Origin of the sequence: Streptomyces sp. HUAS TT11 (assembly GCF_051553595.1) — a bacterium.
In the GTDB taxonomy this organism is placed as follows: Bacteria; Actinomycetota; Actinomycetes; order Streptomycetales; family Streptomycetaceae; genus Streptomyces.
The window spans coordinates 9,291,865-9,308,948 of sequence record NZ_CP196184.1 but is presented as its reverse complement, the minus strand read 5'-3'; the positions used below and the strand labels follow the sequence as shown (position 1 = coordinate 9,308,948).

The 17,084-nt window shown below is 69.1% G+C and carries 12 protein-coding genes and 1 pseudogene; 6 read left to right on the top strand and 7 right to left on the bottom strand.

Going from position 1 to position 17,084, the window contains the following annotated elements; all coding sequences use genetic code 11:
• Positions 1 to 190: 190 nt before the first annotated feature.
• From ACSHXN_RS42005 to ACSHXN_RS41980, 6 genes and pseudogenes are all read right to left on the bottom strand, one after another.
• Positions 191 to 280: pseudogene (locus tag ACSHXN_RS42005) on the bottom strand (cold-shock protein); the annotation flags it as partial.
• 402 nt (positions 281 to 682) lie between these two features.
• A complete protein-coding gene (locus tag ACSHXN_RS42000) occupies positions 683 to 1,171 on the bottom strand; it encodes a GNAT family N-acetyltransferase (protein ID WP_438306279.1) in 489 nt (162 codons plus the stop codon).
• Between the two features lie 895 nt (positions 1,172 to 2,066).
• Complete coding sequence (locus ACSHXN_RS41995; protein WP_356294271.1) at positions 2,067 to 2,735, bottom strand: response regulator transcription factor; 669 nt, start codon at positions 2,733 to 2,735, stop codon at positions 2,067 to 2,069.
• On the bottom strand, positions 2,732 to 3,994 hold the full coding sequence (locus tag ACSHXN_RS41990) for a sensor histidine kinase (protein WP_356294301.1): 1,263 nt from the start codon (positions 3,992 to 3,994) through the stop codon (positions 2,732 to 2,734). Before ACSHXN_RS41990 ends, ACSHXN_RS41995 begins: the two co-directional genes overlap by 4 nt.
• Positions 3,995 to 4,073: 79 nt before the next feature.
• The gene (locus ACSHXN_RS41985; RefSeq protein WP_356294269.1) at positions 4,074 to 4,922 is read right to left on the bottom strand and encodes an ABC transporter permease; all 849 of its coding nucleotides are present in this window, start codon (positions 4,920 to 4,922) and stop codon (positions 4,074 to 4,076) included.
• Positions 4,919 to 5,866: an ABC transporter ATP-binding protein gene (locus ACSHXN_RS41980; RefSeq protein ID WP_355140089.1), complete on the bottom strand. Its 948-nt coding sequence runs from the start codon at positions 5,864 to 5,866 to the stop codon at positions 4,919 to 4,921. The genes ACSHXN_RS41985 and ACSHXN_RS41980 overlap by 4 nt, the downstream gene beginning before the upstream one ends.
• Positions 5,867 to 6,191: 325 nt before the next feature.
• Here ACSHXN_RS41980 and ACSHXN_RS41975 point away from each other — a divergent pair, with 325 nt between their 5' ends.
• The 4 genes from ACSHXN_RS41975 (at position 6,192) to ACSHXN_RS41960 (ending at position 10,917) form a co-directional block, all read left to right on the top strand.
• Positions 6,192 to 6,983 carry a COG4705 family protein gene (locus ACSHXN_RS41975; protein ID WP_356294266.1) on the top strand — a complete coding sequence of 264 codons (792 nt, stop codon included), beginning with the start codon at positions 6,192 to 6,194 and terminating at the stop codon, positions 6,981 to 6,983.
• 708 nt (positions 6,984 to 7,691) lie between these two features.
• Complete coding sequence (locus ACSHXN_RS41970) at positions 7,692 to 8,345, top strand: response regulator transcription factor (RefSeq protein ID WP_355140085.1); 654 nt, start codon at positions 7,692 to 7,694, stop codon at positions 8,343 to 8,345.
• Complete coding sequence (locus ACSHXN_RS41965; RefSeq protein WP_355140083.1) at positions 8,336 to 9,604, top strand: sensor histidine kinase; 1,269 nt, start codon at positions 8,336 to 8,338, stop codon at positions 9,602 to 9,604. The genes ACSHXN_RS41970 and ACSHXN_RS41965 overlap by 10 nt, the downstream gene beginning before the upstream one ends.
• A gap of 38 nt (positions 9,605 to 9,642) precedes the next feature.
• Positions 9,643 to 10,917, top strand: coding sequence for a COG4705 family protein (locus ACSHXN_RS41960; RefSeq protein ID WP_438306278.1), 1,275 nt, complete (start codon positions 9,643 to 9,645; stop codon positions 10,915 to 10,917).
• A gap of 529 nt (positions 10,918 to 11,446) precedes the next feature.
• Here ACSHXN_RS41960 and ACSHXN_RS41955 read toward each other — a convergent pair.
• Positions 11,447 to 11,881, bottom strand: coding sequence for a winged helix-turn-helix domain-containing protein (locus ACSHXN_RS41955; RefSeq protein WP_356294260.1), 435 nt, complete (start codon positions 11,879 to 11,881; stop codon positions 11,447 to 11,449).
• A 484-nt stretch (positions 11,882 to 12,365) separates the two neighbouring features.
• On the opposite strand from ACSHXN_RS41955, the gene ACSHXN_RS41950 reads away from it, so the two are divergent.
• Positions 12,366 to 15,200 (top strand): DEAD/DEAH box helicase, encoded by a 2,835-nt coding sequence (locus ACSHXN_RS41950; RefSeq protein ID WP_438306277.1) that lies wholly within the window; start codon positions 12,366 to 12,368, stop codon positions 15,198 to 15,200.
• The gene (locus tag ACSHXN_RS41945) at positions 15,197 to 16,432 is read left to right on the top strand and encodes an SWIM zinc finger family protein (RefSeq protein ID WP_438306276.1); all 1,236 of its coding nucleotides are present in this window, start codon (positions 15,197 to 15,199) and stop codon (positions 16,430 to 16,432) included. The genes ACSHXN_RS41950 and ACSHXN_RS41945 overlap by 4 nt, the downstream gene beginning before the upstream one ends.
• The last annotated feature ends 652 nt before the right edge of the window (positions 16,433 to 17,084 follow it).

Sequence of the window (17,084 nt, the reverse complement as noted above, 5' to 3'; positions counted from 1 at the left end):
ACGTAAGGTCCGGGCGTCGGCTGCGGCGCAGCTCTTCAGGACACTCCTGCATCACGGAAGGAGGAGCCGCGCGAGGTGAGACTGCGGATTCCTCCGAGTCATCCCGCAGTTGAAACTGCTGCGGGGATGTGTGCAACTGGGGCCCGCACCCCGAAGGATGCGGGCCCCAGCTGCAAAATGTGCGTCAGCGTCAGGCCGGAACGATGTGCTCGGCCGTCGGGCCCTTCTGGCCCTGCGCAACGTCGAAGGTTACCTTCTGGCCTTCCAGCAGCTCACGGAAGTGGGGCACTCAAAGTTTCGAGAACCACGACTGCAACCAAGATCGACAGTAGCACACTGGAACGACCCGTACACAGTACACAATTCCGCTCCACTCAGTGCGACACAAACTCCCACTAAGCGGTCCGCCAAAGCCTCACTTCGCAAGCACAGATATTGATCCACTCGGAGTGCCACGTTCAGGAAGAGCGGTCTCACAAGCAACCCTGACGCCACGGGGGCGACGACGTACGCGGCTGTCCGTAAGACGCCTTCGAAAGGCGCTCAGCAGCACCCTCGCCTCGCTCCTGATGCGGGGAAGAGGCCGCCGGCGCAGACGATCCCCCGCCAGGGCAGAGACGACGGCACACACGGAGCGCGCCCTGCTGGCGAAGCCGGTAGCCCTGCGAACCGGCGCACGGCGTCATTCCGAAGGAATGCGAAACTCGAATTCGGGACGGTCCCACGGCACGGCGGGCGGGTTCGCGAGCGCAGTACCGGTCCGCACTGCGCCGACGCGGTGGTAGAAGTCCTCGGCGGGAACATGCGACACGACCTTGACACGGTCGAGCCCAGCGGCACGAGCCTCGGACTGCATGTGCGCGACGAGCAGCCGTCCAATGCCACGTCCTTGCGCTTCGTCGGCGACGAACAGCAGGTCGAGCTCCGGCGGAGCGAGGACGAGCGAGTAGAACCCGAGAACCCGGCCTCCATGCTCGTCGGCGCCGACGGCTACGAAGGCGCGGTGGGCTTCGATGTAATCAGGACCGACCCGGTAGCCCGCCACTGCGGATGCGTACCTACCCTCGTAGGCGCCTGAGCCACGCACGAGCCGCGTGAGCCGTTTGGCATCATGCGCGACTGCCCTCCGAATCGTGATCGGCTGGCTGATCGGGGAAGTGTGTGAACTCATCGGGAGAGTATTTCGCACCGGGGAGCGCCTTCGTGCGGCGGGTCGGCTGCTCAGACAGGCGTTCCTGCACCGCTCCCGGGAACCACTCGCCCAGGCCCCGACCGACCACGTCAGTGCCGCGGAACAAGCCACCCGCCAGCAGCAGGTGGACGCCCACACCGCTGCGGAGAAGCCGACACCAGGCGAGACACCACCCACTCGGAAGCCTCGCCAGGCCCCGCCCCCCTCTGGCCCGAGCCGAGCGGGTTCTCGCCGAGATCGACCAAGCCGCCGCAGGCGCGGCCAGGAAGGGCGGCATCTGATGGGGCGGATCAGCGACAGCGACCGCGCGCGCAACGAGGACGCCGTTCGAGCGGCCATGGACCGGATGCTGCGCGAGGAACTCCCGCCAGGAGGCAAGTGCGATCTCAAGACCCTGGCCCTCGAATCCGGCGTCACCCGGACCAGCTTCTATCCGAAGAAGAACCGGGACGCCACTACCCGGCCAGGTCCCTACCAGCACCTTGCGGAGGAGTTCGAGCGGCGCCTGGCTGCCCTGCGGGACAGTCCCCAACCCCCGGGCCACGCAGATCCAGCGGCTCAAGGAAGCCAACGCCGCCCTCAGAACACGGCTGAATCAACGCGATGCCGAACTGGAGACCCTCAAGGAGTTCGAACACCGCGCCGTGTCCCGAATCTCCGCTCAGCATCTGGAGATCGAACGGCTCCGGGAGGCTCTGTCCGCCCAGTCAAATATTCGTGCGCTCCCCAGGACGCCGAACGCCACTGCACCGTATGGATCACGCAGCTGAGAGGCGCTGAGCGGGGCTCACACGCTGGCGGAAGTTCGATCCGCGGGTGATCAGGGGTGGGCATGGCCCTGCTTCTGCCGCTACGTCGGAGCGTCTTCCTCGGCTCACTCGGCATGGGGGCGGGCCAAGCCGTGGTCGTAGGCGAAGATGACGGCTTGGACGCGGTCACGGGCGCCGATTTTGGCCAGGACTCGGCCGACGTGGGTTTTCACCGTAGACTCGGACAGGACGAAGTGAGTGGCGATCTCGCCGTTGTTCCAGCCTTTGCCGATGGCGATGAGGATCTCGCGTTCGCGGTCGGTGAGGGAGCTCAGTCGTGTGCCTTCGGCGGGGCCGCCGGGGCGCGGTGGTACGAGGTGGGCGAACTCGTGCAGGAGGCGCCGGGTAAGGGCGGGTGCAATGACGGCGTCGCCGACGGCGACGGCGCGGATACCGGCGAGGAGTTCCTCGGGGCGGACGTCCTTGAGAAGGAAGCCGCTGGCTCCGGCGCGCAGGGCCGCGTGGACGTATTCGTCGAGGTCGAAGGTGGTCAGCACCAGGACGCGGGAGCGGTCGCCCGTGGCGGTGATGCGGCGGGTGGCCTCGATGCCGTCCATGCCGGGCATGCGGACGTCCATGAGGACGACGTCGGGGCGGAGTTCGGCTGCCTTGCGGACCGCTTCGCCGCCGTGAGCGGCCTCGCCGACGACCTCCGTCTCGGGAACCGAGTCCAGGAGCAGGCTGTAGCCGTAACGTTGCAGCGGCTGGTCGTCCACGATGAGCACGGTGGTCACTGGGCACCGCCTTGGGGGGTGAGGTCGAGGACGGCCTCGACCGTCCATCCTCCACCGGAAGGGCCTGCGCTGAGGCTCCCGCCGTAGAGAGCCGCCCGTTCTCGCATGCCCACCAGACCGTGTCCTTCATCGTTCGCTGGATCAGGTTGGCGGCGGGCACCGGCCGGGCGGGTGTCCTGGACCGTGATGGTCAGCCGCATGTCCTTCACGACGATGGCCAGGTTCACACGTGCGTCGGCTCCGGCGTGTTTCAGTGTGTTCGTCAGGGCTTCCTGAACGATGCGGTAAACCGTCAGCTGGACCCCGTTGTCCAGGGCGTCAACGTCACCGGCGGTTCGGTAGACGACCTCCAGGCCGGCGGCTCGAACCCCCTCGCACAGTTCGTCGATGTCCGTGAGGCCGGGCTGCGGGCTGAGTTCCGGGCCGTTCTGCGGGCCGTCCGACGCCTCCCGCAGGACGCCCAGCACACGTCTCAGTTCGCGGAGGGCCTGCCGGCCCGTGTCGCCGATGAGGTGGAGAGTTTCCCTGCCCCGTTCCGGAGCGACGGCGGTGGCGTAGGCCCCGGCGTCGGCGAGGGTGATGATGACGGACAGGTTGTGGCCGACGATGTCGTGCATCTCGCGGGCCACCCGGGCGCGCTCGGCCGCGGCGGCGAGCCGGCTGCGCTGATCTCGTTCGATTTCCAGGCGGGCCGCCCGTTCCCGCAGCCCCGCGAGCTGGGCCCTGCGGATCCGGACCACAAGACCGAGGGCGAGGGCTGCGGTCGCCGTGCTCAGCAGGAAGAACAGCGCGTCCCCGACGGACACCGCCGCCGATGCCCGCACGGCGACCAGCACCAACGCAGCCGCCATGACCCCGCAGGCGTAGGGCAACTGCCGCAGCCGCCCGTGCAGGGCCAGACTGTACAAGGCGATGAACAGGGCGACGTCCGCGCGCAGCGCGGCACCCAGCGACCACTGCAGGACGAACACGGCGGCCACGGCGCCGAAAGCGACCGCGGGGCCGCGTCGGCGCCACAGCAGGGGCAGTACGAGCCCGGCCTGCAGCGCGAGCATTCCCGCCACCGGCAGCCGGGTGAAGGCGAGCCGGAACCGGCGGGGCCCATCGCCGTCGCCGCCACCTGCGTGCAGCAGGTCCGGCAGGCAGAACATCAGGAAGACCAACACCAGCACAGCGGTGTCCAGCACCCACGGATGTGCCCGGTCGGCCTGCCGCAACCGCTGGCTGGCCCGGGAGAGCCGGGCGACCAGCGGTCCCATCCCACCGATGTCTTCGGTGGGCACGGCGGCCTCGGGGGTCAGGGGGGTCACGGGGGTCACGTGTTCATGGTGCAGGGCGTCACACGTCGCTGCGCAGCAGCCGGAATGCTGCCCCGGCGAGGGCGAGTGCCGTCCAGCCGAGGAAGACCAGCAGGCCGACCCCGGGCGACAGGCTGGTGGCATCGCGGGTCAGGGCGAAGATCGACTCGCCTGCGTTGCTGGGCAGATAGGGGCTGATGTCGTCGCGCCAGGAGCTGGGCAGCAGAGAGACCAGGCCGGGAATCAGCATCAGCGTGGCGACGAGTACGGAGATGCCGCCGGCCACCGAGCGCAGCAGGGCGCCCAGGGCGGTACCGATCACGCCGACCAGGCCGAGGTAGAGACCGGCGCCGAGCAGGCTGCGTATGACGCCGGCATGCGAGAAGTCCATGGCGGCGGGTGTGCCGGAGACGATGCGGCTGCCGAAGAGGAAGGCGACGAACACGCCGAGCGTTCCGATGGCCAGCGCGACCAGGCCGAACACGGCTGCTTTAGACCACAGGACCGGGAGCCGGCGCGGCACCGCGGCCAGGGTGGAGCGGATCATGCCGGTCGAGTACTCGCCTGCGGTGACCAGCACGCCGAGGACGCCCAACGCCAGTTGGGCAAAGTTCGTTCCGAAGAGCGACAGGCTCACGGCGGTCGAACGGGCGAAGTCCCGGTCCATGTGGCCGGAGCCGATCCCGGACTTGTACCGGCTCGAGGCGATCAGCCCGAACGCGATCAGGAACAGCAGTCCCAGTCCTAGGGTGATCCAGGTTGACCGCAGGGACCAGAGCTTGGCCCATTCCGAGGCCAGCACGCGCCGCCCGGTCACCCGGTAGGCGGGGCGGGAGGGGGCGGCGGGAGGCGTGTCGGTGGAGGTGGCGGTGGCGGTGAGGGTGGTCATGCGGTCCTCTCAAGGGGCTCGACGGTCTCGGTGCCGGTTGTGGAGCCGTGGTACTCCACGGCATCCCTGGTCAGATCCATGAACGCCTGCTCCAGCGACACCTGGCGCGTGCTCAGTTCGAACAGCGCGATCCCGTGCTCGGCGGCCTTCAGACCGATCTCGCGTGCGGTCAGCCCGGTCACCTGTAGTTCCTCGGAACCGATGCGTCCGGTGATGTCGACGCCCGGTCCGGCCAGGACGTCCCGCAGCCGGGCCGGGTCCTGCGTGGCCACCTGCACGGTGTCGCCCCCCGCCTCATGGACCAGGTCCCGCACAGTTGTGTCGGCCAGCAACCGGCCGCGCCCCACGATGATGAGATGGTCCGCCACCAGTGCCACCTCGCTCATCAGGTGCGAGGAGACGAACACCGTGCGTCCCTCCTCGGCGAGCGACGTCAGCAGGTTGCGTATCCAGAGCACGCCTTCGGGGTCCAGCCCGTTGACAGGTTCGTCCAGCATGACCGTCTGCGGGTCGCCCAGCATCGCCGCAGCGATGCCGAGTCGCTGGCCCATACCGAGGGAGAAGGCACCGGCCCGCTTCTTCGCCACGCTGCCGAGCCCGGCGAGTTCGATGACCTCGTCGACTCGGCGGCGCGGGATGCCGTGCGTCAGCGCCAATGCCCTGAGGTGGTTGTAGGCCGAGCGGCCCGGGTGAATCGACTTCGCCTCCAGAAGGGCGCCGACCTCCTGCAACGGTGCCCGGTGCCGGGTGTAGCGGTGACCGTTCACCGTGACGGAGCCGCTGGTAGGGGCGTCCAGCCCGACGACCATACGCATCGTCGTGGACTTGCCCGCTCCGTTGGGCCCCAGGAAGCCGGTCACCGTGCCCGGCTTCACAACGAAGTCCAGGCCGTCAACGGCCGTCTTTTCCCCGTACCTCTTGGTCAGCTGCTGCGCGTCGATCATGGGCGCTCTTTCTCTCGGGCTCGGCGTCCGTCGGATCCGACGCCTCACCCGCAACGCTAAGTCCCCGATGGTCCCGACTCGGTGGTACCGGAGGCTGAAACGGCCCGCGCACGTGGTACCGCGGTACTACGCGACTCCGAGTGCGCTCGGCGGTGAGTGTGCCCCGGGGGAATGCCCACGCATATCACCAGCGCAACCATCTGGACCAGGGGTTTTGCCGAGGCGTTCAGGTGGTCCGTGCGGTTTTGAAATTCCTGCTCCAGAAGCCTCAAAGCAATGGCAAACGCGTCCAGGGCCCAAGAGTTCACCATGTCATCGTGCGATCATGACTACAGAGCACCTCCTCGACGACCGGCCCCTGGCCCCCATACGGCAGATGACGAACAAGGTGCCGGAGGCGACCCTCTACTTCTGGATCATCAAGGTGCTCACCACCGGGATGGGCGAGACCGCGTCGGACCTGCTGGCCCGGGTGCTCGGCCCGGTGCCAGCGGTCGCGCTCGGTGGTCTGGCCCTGGCGGCTTCTTTGACGGTGCAGTTCGCTGTCCGCCAGTACGTCGCCTGGGTGTACTGGACCGCCGTCGTCATGGTCAGCGTGTTCGGCACGATGGCGGCCGACGTCCTGCACGTCGGCCTCGGCATCCCTTACACGGTGTCCACACCGCTCTTCCTCACGGCCCTGGCCGCCGTGTTCGCCCTCTGGTACGCCGCGGAGCGGACGCTGTCCATCCACGGCATCCGGACCCGCCGTCGCGAGACCTTCTACTGGGCGGCGGTGCTCGCCACCTTCGCCCTCGGCACCGCAGCCGGCGACCTGACCGCCACCGTCGGCTTCGGCTACCTCGGCTCGGTCGTCCTCTTCGCCGCCGCGATCTGCGTGCCCGCGCTCGCCCACCGCTTCGCCACCTTGAACGCCGTAGCCGCATTCTGGACGGCCTACGTCATCACCCGTCCCCTCGGCGCCTCCCTCGCCGACTGGATGGCGCTCGGGCACACCCGTGGCGGGCTCGGGCTGGGGCTGGGGCCGGTCACCCTCGCCTGGACGGTCGCCATCGTATGCTTCGTCGGGTATCTGGCCACCTCGCGCCGTGACACGCCCAGCGGTGAGGCGAACTGACGGACGGGACCGGACGCCACCGGTTCCAATCGGTAGCCGCGTCCCTTCCAGCGGTTGTTCGGCGGCAGCCGACAGAAACGGCCGGATGCCCCGGCCACCTGAGCGAGACGGCGGCGCAGACCGACCATGTCACGTCCGAGACGTACTCGCAGGGCCGGAAACGATCCTCGTCCCACGCCTCCGCCCAAGGTGACGGGCGAGTCCACTGCCCGGGTGCCGGGGCTGGTGTGCCTGCCGGGCACCATCCGGCACTGTTACGTTGACCGCGAAGGGCGTGCCTGGTGCTCCCGAAGCCAGTTCCGCACCCGCCCGACCGAGCCCTTGGCGACGCGGGGCGAAGGTGCGCTCCCTGTTGGGCAGCGATGGTGACGGGGACGTAATCCAAGTTGGCCGTACCAGGCGCGTGACACGTCCGGGGAGGACATGTGAAGGCCGCCCGCACTGTGTCCGCACCGCCGGACGGACCTGTCTGGCGCCTGTCGCCGTGTCGGTTCGTGGTGGTGTTCGGGGCGGTCAGCCTGCTCATGGACTATGTCTACGAGGGCGCCCGCTCGATCACCGGCCCTGCTAGGGGGCCGCTAGGGGTTCCGCTAGGGGGTGTCCGGCCGGACGTTCCTGGGGCGCTGAAGCCGTTACGGATCTCACGCACTAGCAGGACACTGACCAGGGAGAATGGAGAACTCTCGCTGGAGTACCTAGGGTCAGCGTGTGGCTTTTATCGTGGTGTGCGAGGATGACGCGGCGGTCCGTGACGTACTCAAGCGCGCACTCGAGCACGACGGCCACAGGGTCGGAGTAGCTTCCACTGCGGACAGCCTGCTGCGGAACCTTGATCCGGTCCCTGACCTGGTCGTGCTGGATCTAGGACTCCCGGACGCTGACGGTCGCGATGTCTGCTTGGCGCTGCGGGCACGTGGCGTTGATGCCCCGGTGCTGATGCTCACCGCTCTGGACGGCATGCATCACAAGGTGGGCGGCTTCGAGGCGGGAGCCGACGACTACATGACGAAGCCGTTCGACATCCCGGAGTTGCTGGTGAGGGTCCGCGCCCTGCTACGCAGAACCACCGCGACGCCCCCACCAAGGGGCATCGTTCTCGATCCGGCGAAACATGTCGTGATCTACGGTTCGGCAAGCGAGAGCCTGACACCGACCGAGTTTCGGCTGTTGGGCAGGCTTATCGCCTCACAGGGCGACGCTGTACGCCGCCACGCCCTCGTCGCTGCCGGCTGGCCGCATGGCGCGCAGGTCAGCGACAACACCCTCGACTCCTTCGTTCGCCGGCTACGGACCAAACTCGGTGGGCTGGGCGTGGCCGATCGCCTGGCGACGGTCCGTGGGGTGGGCTATCGATGGGAGTGACGGGCTTCCGCGGGAGAGTCGTCGCGCTTGCGGTTCTGATCGCAACAACGGTGGCCGCAGTGCTGGTGGTGGTTTCGCACGTATTGCTGAGCCAGGTGACCGACGCCGACGCGAACGCTCTGGCGCATACACGTGCAGAGGCGGTGGCGGCGAACGCAACCGTACGCCGTGGCCACGTCGTGCTGATCGAGAGCGGCAACGAAGCGCTGGACACGGTCTCGTGGGTGTACGCCGACGGGCACCTCATTGACGGGATCGTGCCGGGCAGCCTCCTTGACCGCGTCGAGGCGCTTGCCGACTCCGGGCAGTCCCAAACCACCACGACCGGCAGATACCTGCTGTATGCCCAGCCGATCCGGCTCGAAGGCCACCACGTCGTGACGGTCGTCAGGGTGGATCTGACGCCGTACGAGACGTCAGAGCAGCGCAGCCTGACGATGTCGCTCATCTTGGGTGGCGTCACGATCTTGCTCGCAGGCGTCGTCGCACACCTCGTGGTGGGTCGTGCGTTGCGGGTGGTCCACGACATGGCCGCTCTCGCCGACGACTGGGGCGATCACGAACCCGGGCGCCGATTCAACCTCGGCGTTCCTCGCGATGAATTCGGGGAGCTCGGGCGAACTCTCGATCGCCTGCTTGACCGCATAGACAACGCGCTCGCGGACGAGCGCCGACTCACCGATGAGATCGCCCACGAGTTGCGGACGCCCTTGACAGCCCTGCGGGGCGAGGCACAGTTGGCGCAACTCTCCGATCACCATCTTGCACCAGAGTCTGTTCTGACCGAGGTCGACCGTCTGACCAAGGCGATCACGACGATTCTGAGTGCCGCCCGCACACGGATCGACGGCGGTACCCGCTGCGATCTCAGAGCGGCGGCGCGACAGGCGATCGCCGGTCGCTCCATCGAGCTCGCCGTCCCGACCAATGTCGACGTCGCCGTGGCAGCCGAACTCGTCGTGGCTGTGTTGTCACCCCTGCTGGAGAACGGCCTGCGCCATGCGAGCTCGCGCGTTTGGGTCACGGCGCGCATCCAGCCCCAGGGCGTCGTGATCGATGTCCTCGACGATGGCCCGGGGTTCGATCCGGCGGAGGTTGATCGGGTCTTCGAAGCCGGCGTGACCAGCGGCGACGGGCACGGGTTGGGACTGGCCGTGGTAAGGCGTCTCGCCGCGTCCGCAGGAGTCGCAGTCCGGGCGGTCGCGGATGGTCACGGCCGCGTCGAAGTGACCTTCCCCACACCCCAGGTGGCTGTGTAGTCAGGTTGTGTGCAGGTTGGCCGAGTCAACCTCGTCGCATGACGATGATGAGCGAAGCCCGCACACGCCGCAGTGGGCGGCTGATGCTGAACAAGGTTCCCGAGGTCACCATCTGGTTCTGGGTGATCAAGATCCTGTGCACGACCGTCGGTGAGAGTTTCGCCGACTGGATCAACATGAAGCTGGGCGTCGGCCTGGTGAACACGGCATGGATCTTCACCGCGGTGTTCGTGGTGGTTCTGGGTGCCCAGCTGCGGCTGAAGCGGTACGTCCCTTTCCCGTACTGGCTGACCGTGGTCGTTGTCAGTGTCACGGGCACGCTGTACACCGACATCCTGACCGACCAGCTCAACGTGCCGCTGTGGATCAGCTCCGCGGTGTTCTCGGTCCTGCTCGCCGTGGTCTTCGGCGTGTGGTGGCTGCGCGAGCGCACCCTCTCGATCCACTCGGTCACGACGCTGCCGCGTGAGTCGTTCTACTGGCTCGCCGTTCTCGTCACCTTCGCGCTCGGCACCGCGACCGGCGACTGGACCCTCGAGCTCACGGGCTGGAGCCCGGGAGTCTCGGTCCTGCTGCCGCTCGGCCTCATCTCGGCGATCACGCTGCTGTGGAAGTTCGGCGCGAACCCGGTGCTCTCCTTCTGGCTCGCCTACATCCTGACCCGCCCGCTCGGTGCCAACATCGGCGACTGGCTCGCCTCCCCGAAGGTCGCTCAGCCGGGCGAGCCGAGCGGCCTTGCGCTGGGCACCTTCACCACCAGCCTGATCTTCCTCGGCCTGATTCTGGTGACTGTCATCTACCTGACGGTGACGCGCTCCGACGTGACCGAGACCTACGACGCTACGCACACCCCGCAGGTCACCGCCAACCCGCACAGGGAGCGCATCGCGCTGGCGGGCTTCGGCCTCCTCGCCGTCGCCACCGGGGGCCTGCTGGTCTGGGCGCACAGCCAGCCGCACGTCGGCCCGGCGCCGGAGACCGACGCCACCTCCACCGTGCACCTCGCCCCCGGCCAGGCCGTGAAGAAGTTCCCGCCCGCGAAGGTCGACGCACTGAAGGCACTCGCATCGACCTCGCTCAAGGACGCACGGTCGGGGAACGCGACCGGGGCCCACGCCGCCGCCCAGTCGCTGCGAGACCTCTGGGATGCCGACCAAGCCTCGTTGCAGCCGCTGGACAACACCGGCTGGACGTTCATCGACGCCCAGATGGACCAGGTCCTGAAGACCTTCGGCATCGACCACCCGAACCCGCCGATGTCGCCGGCCCAGCAGGAGGCCGAACTCAACACCCTCCTCACAGAAATGCGCTGACAGACCTGACCGTCGCCGGGATCGCGTCGCCGTCGGCGCGCTGCAACCCTCGGCGACGAGGCACGGCGAGCGGTCGCCGGCCTTGACGGGCCCGCCCCTCGAGGCCGGTATCGCGCCGAGCGGTGCGATACCGGCCCGTCAGACCGTATTCACTCAGACGCGGCGGCGGGTGTTCACGGTCAGACCGACCCCGGCCATACAGCGGGCCGCATCGTCGTTGGCACGCGGGCGCTGCGTGGGCGGCAGCCGGAGCCGTCTTCAGCGCCGGGCCGTGTGATCGCTGCTTCCCGGCTTCCGCGTGCGAGCAAGGTTGCATCTGTGTCGTCACCAGCTCCCGGCACGAGCCGACCGGGGAGGAGGAACAGCGGGCCCTGTGGTGTGTACCGGCTGTGTGCGGGGCCGGGCGCGCTCCCCCAACCTGGGAGACACAGCCCGCTGCGCCGTAGTACGGCCCGGACGGCCATCAACCCGCCACCGAAGTCGCACCTCACCGTGATCGCACTCGTCGCGAACACGCACGACGATGCCTTCACCACGCTGAACGTGAACTGCCGCCTCGGCGGTCGTCGATCGGTCGACTTGCTCCCACGGCCCCTTCCAGCCGGTAGCCGTGCCCGCGCACGGTGGTGATCCGGGGCAGGCGACACGGACGGGTGAGCGCGTCAGCGGCCTGGGGCAGGCGGCGTCGCGGGCCGGCCATGGTGACGTCGAGAGTCTTGGTGGAGCCGAACCAGTTCTCGTCCCGCACGTCGGCCATCAGAGTCTCGCGCGAGACCGCCTCGCCCGGATGCTGGCACAGAAGGGCGAGTAGGTCGAACTCCTTGAGGCGCAGGGGGACTTCGATGCTGTGGAGTGTGCATCGGCGTGCGGCGGGGTCGATCACGAGGTCGCCCAGCCGGATCGGGCCGAGCACGGGCGAGGAACCGGTGTGGCGGCGCAAATGGGCGCAGAGGCGGGCGGGCATCTGTGGGCGGGAACAGCGACCGCACAGGCCGCACTGCCCCGCAGCGTCCTACGGAGCACGCTCCTCGGTGATCACAGCCGTGCTGCCCCGCACCGCGCACACCACCGCAACTTCCGCTCTCGTACGCGCAGGAACACGCTGCTCTGCCCACTTCTTCAAGCGGGCCCGATCCATCTCGGAGATCTTCACCTATCCCACCGTACAGATAGAAATCGGGGGGCCATCGCACTGTCGCCTCCATCCCCGGCCTGCTGAGCCGCACCCGTTCTAACGAACGACGGCACGCCACCCGGACAACCAGCGGGTCGCGTCGTCCTCGCCTGGATCCGCCGTTCTCACCCGTGATGGTGTGGCCCGAGCTTGCCGGTGGGTGATGATGCGTGGTGAAGTCGGGTCGTGGGCGCGTGCGGTGACGACCGCCCGGACGGCGATGGGGCGGGAGACAGTGGTACGGGTCGTTGTTCGAGAACCTGGCGCAGGCGCGATGAGCGCGCCGCCGCTGGCGGTGCCCGAGGCGACGGGTTGGGCACGGGAGCACCTCGACGGGGGCTGGGCAGCAGTGTTCCTGCCCGGAGAGCCGGCCCGCTTTGGGCGGCTGCTGCTCTGGCAGCCCACCGGGGTGACCGGCAGCGGAGGCATTGCGCCCTCGGGCGTGAAGACTGAGTCTGTGGAGCTGGTGCTACCGCACGGTCGTTCGGTCCGGCGGCGCCAGGTGGAGGGTTTCGCGCTTCCTGTTGCTGTCGCGGTTGCTGCCCTGGCCGGTTCGCGGCCGCCGCATCCGTCCGCTGCCGCCTGGCAGACGGTGGGCCAGTTCGCGCTGCGGCTGCTCGCCGACGGCCGGCTTTACCCGGCCCTTACCCCTGCCGGTTACGACAGCTGGCGGCTGGGTCCCTTCACTGTGGCCCAGCGCCAGACGCTGGACGTCCTCGCCGCCGCGTTCCCACCTCATGCCCACTGCCTGCCCGAGCCGGGCCCGGCTCCACTGCGGATCACTGAACCGGCCGCGCTGGTACGTCAGTTCTGCGATGCGGTCGCCGACGAGCTGGTCCGTACCCCGGCCGCACCGCTGGCCATGGGAGCGCTGCCGTACGCCTGGCGGGAGACACGAGCGGTGCCCGCTCTGCGCGACTGGGCCGAGGAGACTGCCGCCGCGCTCACCGCCGACGTAAGCATCTCGCTGCGCGTGGAGGTACCCGAGGGACGCAGGCGGCAGTTCCGGGCCGTCCTGCAGCTGCACACCGCGGCCGATCCGGCGCTCGTCGTCGAGGCCGCCCGGCTGTGGAGCGAGACGGCCGAGGCGGAGCGGCTGCTCGGACCGCGTGCCGAGACCGAGACGCTGCTCGCACTGCGCCGCGGCGCCCGCGTCTGGCCACCACTGGAACGGCTACTCAAAGACGCGGCGCCGGAGCAGCTGCGGCTGACCGACGACGAGGCGTTCGAGCTGCTGGGTGATGCTACCGACGCGCTGCGCGGGGCCGGTATCGACGTGCACTGGCCGCGCGAACTGGTCAAGGCGCTCACTGCGACCGCGGAGATTGGGCAGCGCACCGCCCCCGGCTCCAGCGCGGGCGGCCTCCTTGATACCGATGCCCTCCTGGACTTCCGCTGGCAGGTCTCGCTCGGCGGCGAGCCGCTGACCGAGGCCGAGATGGACGCCCTCGCCGAGGCGCGCCGCCCCCTTGTCCGGCTGCGTGATCAGTGGGTGGTTGCCGACCCGAAGCTGGTGGCCCGTGCCAGACGCCGTCGGATGGATTCGCTCACGCCCATGGAGGCATTGGCCGCAGCGCTGACCGGCGAGGCGGAGAGGGACGGGGAGACGTTCGCCTGCGAGGCAGTCGGTGCGCTCGGCGCTCTGGTCGCTCGTATCCGCGATCCCGAATCCCGCACTGCTGCCCCGCAACCGGCCGCTTTGACGGCCACGTTGCGCGACTACCAGAAGCGGGGTCTGGCCTGGCTGGCCGAGATGTGCGAACTAGGTCTCGGCGGCTGCCTCGCCGACGACATGGGCCTGGGCAAGACCATCACCCTGCTCGCCCTGCACCTGCACCGCCAGACCGGCCCCGCCACCGCGGGCCCCACCCTGGTTGTCTGCCCCGCCTCTTTGCTCGGCAACTGGCAGCGCGAGGCGGCCCGTTTCGCGCCGTCCACTCCTGTCCGCCGCTACCACGGCGGCGACCGCCACCTCAAGGACCTGGCCGACGACGAGATCATCCTGGTCACCTACGGCGTGCTGCGCCGCGACCGCGACGTCCTCGCCGAAACCGCCTGGTCGCTGGTGGCTGCCGATGAGGCCCAGCACGTCAAGAACCCCTACGCCGTCACCGCTCGCGAACTGCGTGCCCTGCCCGCCCGCGCCCGCGTCGCGCTGACCGGCACCCCCGTGGAGAACAACCTCTCCGAGCTGTGGGCACTCCTGGATTGGTCCACCCCGGGGCTCCTCGGTTCGCTCACCGCCTTCCGCGACCGCCACGCCCGCGCGATCGAATCAGGTGGGGACCCCGAGGCCGCCGAGCGCCTCTCCCGGCTCGTACGCCCCTTCCTGCTACGTCGCAAGAAGTCCGACCCCGGCATCGCACCCGAACTCCCCGCCAAGACGGAGACCGACCGCGTCGTGCCGCTGACAGCCGAGCAGACTAGCCTGTACGAAGCAGTGGTCCGCGAAACCATGGCGAAGATCCAGCAGTCCGAGGGCATCGCCCGGCGCGGCCTGGTGCTGGAACTGCTCACCGCGCTGAAGCAGATCTGTAACCACCCCGCCCAGTACCTGCGCCAGTCCACGCCACTGACCGGCCGCTCCGGCAAACTCGACCTGCTCGACGAACTGCTCGACACCATCACCGCCGAGGACGAATCGGTGCTGGTCTTCACCCAGTACAAGCAGATGGCGGCCCTCTTGGAGAAGCACCTCGCCGAACGCGGAATCCCCACCATCTTCCTGCACGGCGGCACCCCCGTCGTCCGGCGCGAGGACATGGTAGAACGCTTCCAGCGCGGTGAAGTGCCGGTGTTCCTGCTGTCGTTGAAGGCCGCGGGCACCGGACTCAACCTCACCCGCGCCACCCATGTCGTGCACTACGACCGTTGGTGGAACCCCGCCGTCGAGGACCAGGCAACCGACCGCGCCTACCGTATCGGCCAGGACAAGCCCGTCCAGGTCCACAAACTCCTCGCGGAGGGAACCGTGGAGGACAAGATCGCGCAGCTCCTCGCTGCCAAGCGCGCTCTCGCCGACGCTGTCGTCGGCTCCGGCGAGGCCGCGCTGACCGAACTGTCCGACGCCGACCTCGCCGAACTCGTTGCCCTGGGCAGGCAGTCATGAGCCCGGCAGCCCACCGTGGACGGGTGCGCGGCAAGCGCGCCTTCGCCGCCACCTGGTGGGGCCAGGCATGGGTGGCGGCCCTGGAGGATTCCACCCTGGACGCCGGGCGTCTCTCACGCGGACGCACCTACGCCCGCAAGGGCATGGTCGGCCGGATCATCATCGCCCCGGGCCAGGTCAAAGCCCCCGTCCAGGGCAGCCGTCCCCGCCCCTACCGCTCCGCCGTCCACTTGCCCGTCCTCACCCTCCGCCAGTGGGACACCCTGCTCGACACCATCGCCGCCCGCGCCGGACATCTCGCAGCCCTCCTCGACGGCGAGATGCCCACCGACCTCGTCGACGACGCCCACCAGGCCGACGTCCCCCTCCTCCCACAGCCCACCGAGCTCGACCCCGAATGTTCCTGCCCCGACTGGGGATACCCCTGCAAACACGCCGCCGCGCTGTGCTACGCCATCGCCGCTACCATCGACGACGATCCGTTCGTACTCTTCGCACTGCGGGGTCGGGGACGGGAAGAAGTCTTCGCCCAGCTGCGCGCACGCCGCACGGCGGGCCGTGCGGCGGACACCCCGCCCGCTCCGGCCGGCATCCCCGCCGCCAGCGCATACACCGCCTGGGCTGCCCTGGCTGAGCACACCCCCGCACTGCCCGACCTCCCCGAACCGTCCCCCCACGCCGCCGCACTACCCGTCGCCCCGCCGCCGGGCAGCGGCCTGGCCGCCACGGACCTCGAACACCTCATGACTGACGCCGCCACACGCGCCGCCCGGCTACTGGCCGGCGACACCACCAGCCTGCATCTGACCCAACAGCAGGACGTGGTCCGCATCGCCGCAAGTGCTCCCGGACCCGAGTGGTTCCACCACCTGATCCAGAGCACAGGCACCAAACCGACCGCGCTCGCCCGACTTGCCCGCGCATGGCGCCACGGCGGCCCCACCGGCATCACCGTCGCCGAACAGCCCCACACCCCCGACCCGGCGATGATGACGACCGCCCGTGCCACCCTGACTACGGCCCTCACCGAGATGACCAACGCGTCCATCCCCCTCAGGGTCTGGCGCAACCGCCTCACCCTCGCCGACCACGGCATCCAACTGCGCCTCGGACCCGACGCCCGCTGGTACCCCTACCTCCGGGACGACCACGGCGAATGGTGGCCCGCGGCACCAGCCGACACCGACCCCGTCGCGGCATTCACCACGGTCTGGCGCCCAGCCGGGGCATAGCCCACAAGAATCGCCTGCGGCAGTCTCCTCATCGGCACCGATCGGCTCGGCGGAAGGCACCCGTTCGTGTCCGCCCACACGTTCGCATCTGCGCGCGGCACATCATTGCCCGCACCCCACGCAGCTGCCGCCTCCACGCACGCAGCGCCGGGCCCAGCTGGAGTCCCGCCCAGCGAACTGTTACCGATCGTGTGCAGTGAGTGATTGGACGGAGGAGTGGAGGAAGTCCCACGTCACCCGCTCGCCTTCTCAGCGCCAACGTGCACGGACACCGACACAGCCCAACTCACTCGTACGAATCAACATCTAGCGCTGGTGGCTTGCTCTCGCCGTCAGCGGCGCAGGGCCCACGGGTCATCGCAATCCTCAGGATCGGGCTGGCCGGGGTGAAGCATCTTTCGGACGCAGTGCCGCAGTCCCGTTTCGCCGGACCGCCGGCAGCGGCCATCCGGGGCAGGGCTTCCATGGCCTGGGCGCGCTCGTTAGTGGCGAGGTCGTCGACAGCGGCGCGCAGGTCTTCGGGGACGGGTTGGTCGGTAAGGCAGAGCCAGCCGATCGCGGCAGCCAGCCGGACCTCGGGCGCTTGTGTGCGGTCCCGCCATCGCTCTCGCATCCAGGCGATGGTCGGCGAGTGGGGATGGGTGCGGGTGGC

Excerpts from the sequence above, each read along its gene's own strand:
- ACSHXN_RS41975 (WP_356294266.1), top strand. The coding sequence starts at position 6,192 with ATGACTACAGAGCACCTCCTCGACGACCGGCCCCTGGCCCCCATACGG.
- ACSHXN_RS41945 (WP_438306276.1), top strand. The coding sequence starts at position 15,197 with ATGAGCCCGGCAGCCCACCGTGGACGGGTGCGCGGCAAGCGCGCCTTC.
- ACSHXN_RS41950 (WP_438306277.1), top strand. The coding sequence starts at position 12,366 with ATGAGCGCGCCGCCGCTGGCGGTGCCCGAGGCGACGGGTTGGGCACGG.
- ACSHXN_RS42000 (WP_438306279.1), bottom strand. The coding sequence starts at position 1,171 with ATGAGTTCACACACTTCCCCGATCAGCCAGCCGATCACGATTCGGAGG.
- ACSHXN_RS41955 (WP_356294260.1), bottom strand. The coding sequence starts at position 11,881 with ATGCCCGCCCGCCTCTGCGCCCATTTGCGCCGCCACACCGGTTCCTCG.
- ACSHXN_RS41985 (WP_356294269.1), bottom strand. The coding sequence starts at position 4,922 with ATGACCACCCTCACCGCCACCGCCACCTCCACCGACACGCCTCCCGCC.
- ACSHXN_RS41960 (WP_438306278.1), top strand. The coding sequence starts at position 9,643 with ATGACGATGATGAGCGAAGCCCGCACACGCCGCAGTGGGCGGCTGATG.
- ACSHXN_RS41965 (WP_355140083.1), top strand. The coding sequence starts at position 8,336 with ATGGGAGTGACGGGCTTCCGCGGGAGAGTCGTCGCGCTTGCGGTTCTG.
- ACSHXN_RS41990 (WP_356294301.1), bottom strand. The coding sequence starts at position 3,994 with ATGGGACCGCTGGTCGCCCGGCTCTCCCGGGCCAGCCAGCGGTTGCGG.
- ACSHXN_RS41980 (WP_355140089.1), bottom strand. The coding sequence starts at position 5,866 with ATGATCGACGCGCAGCAGCTGACCAAGAGGTACGGGGAAAAGACGGCC.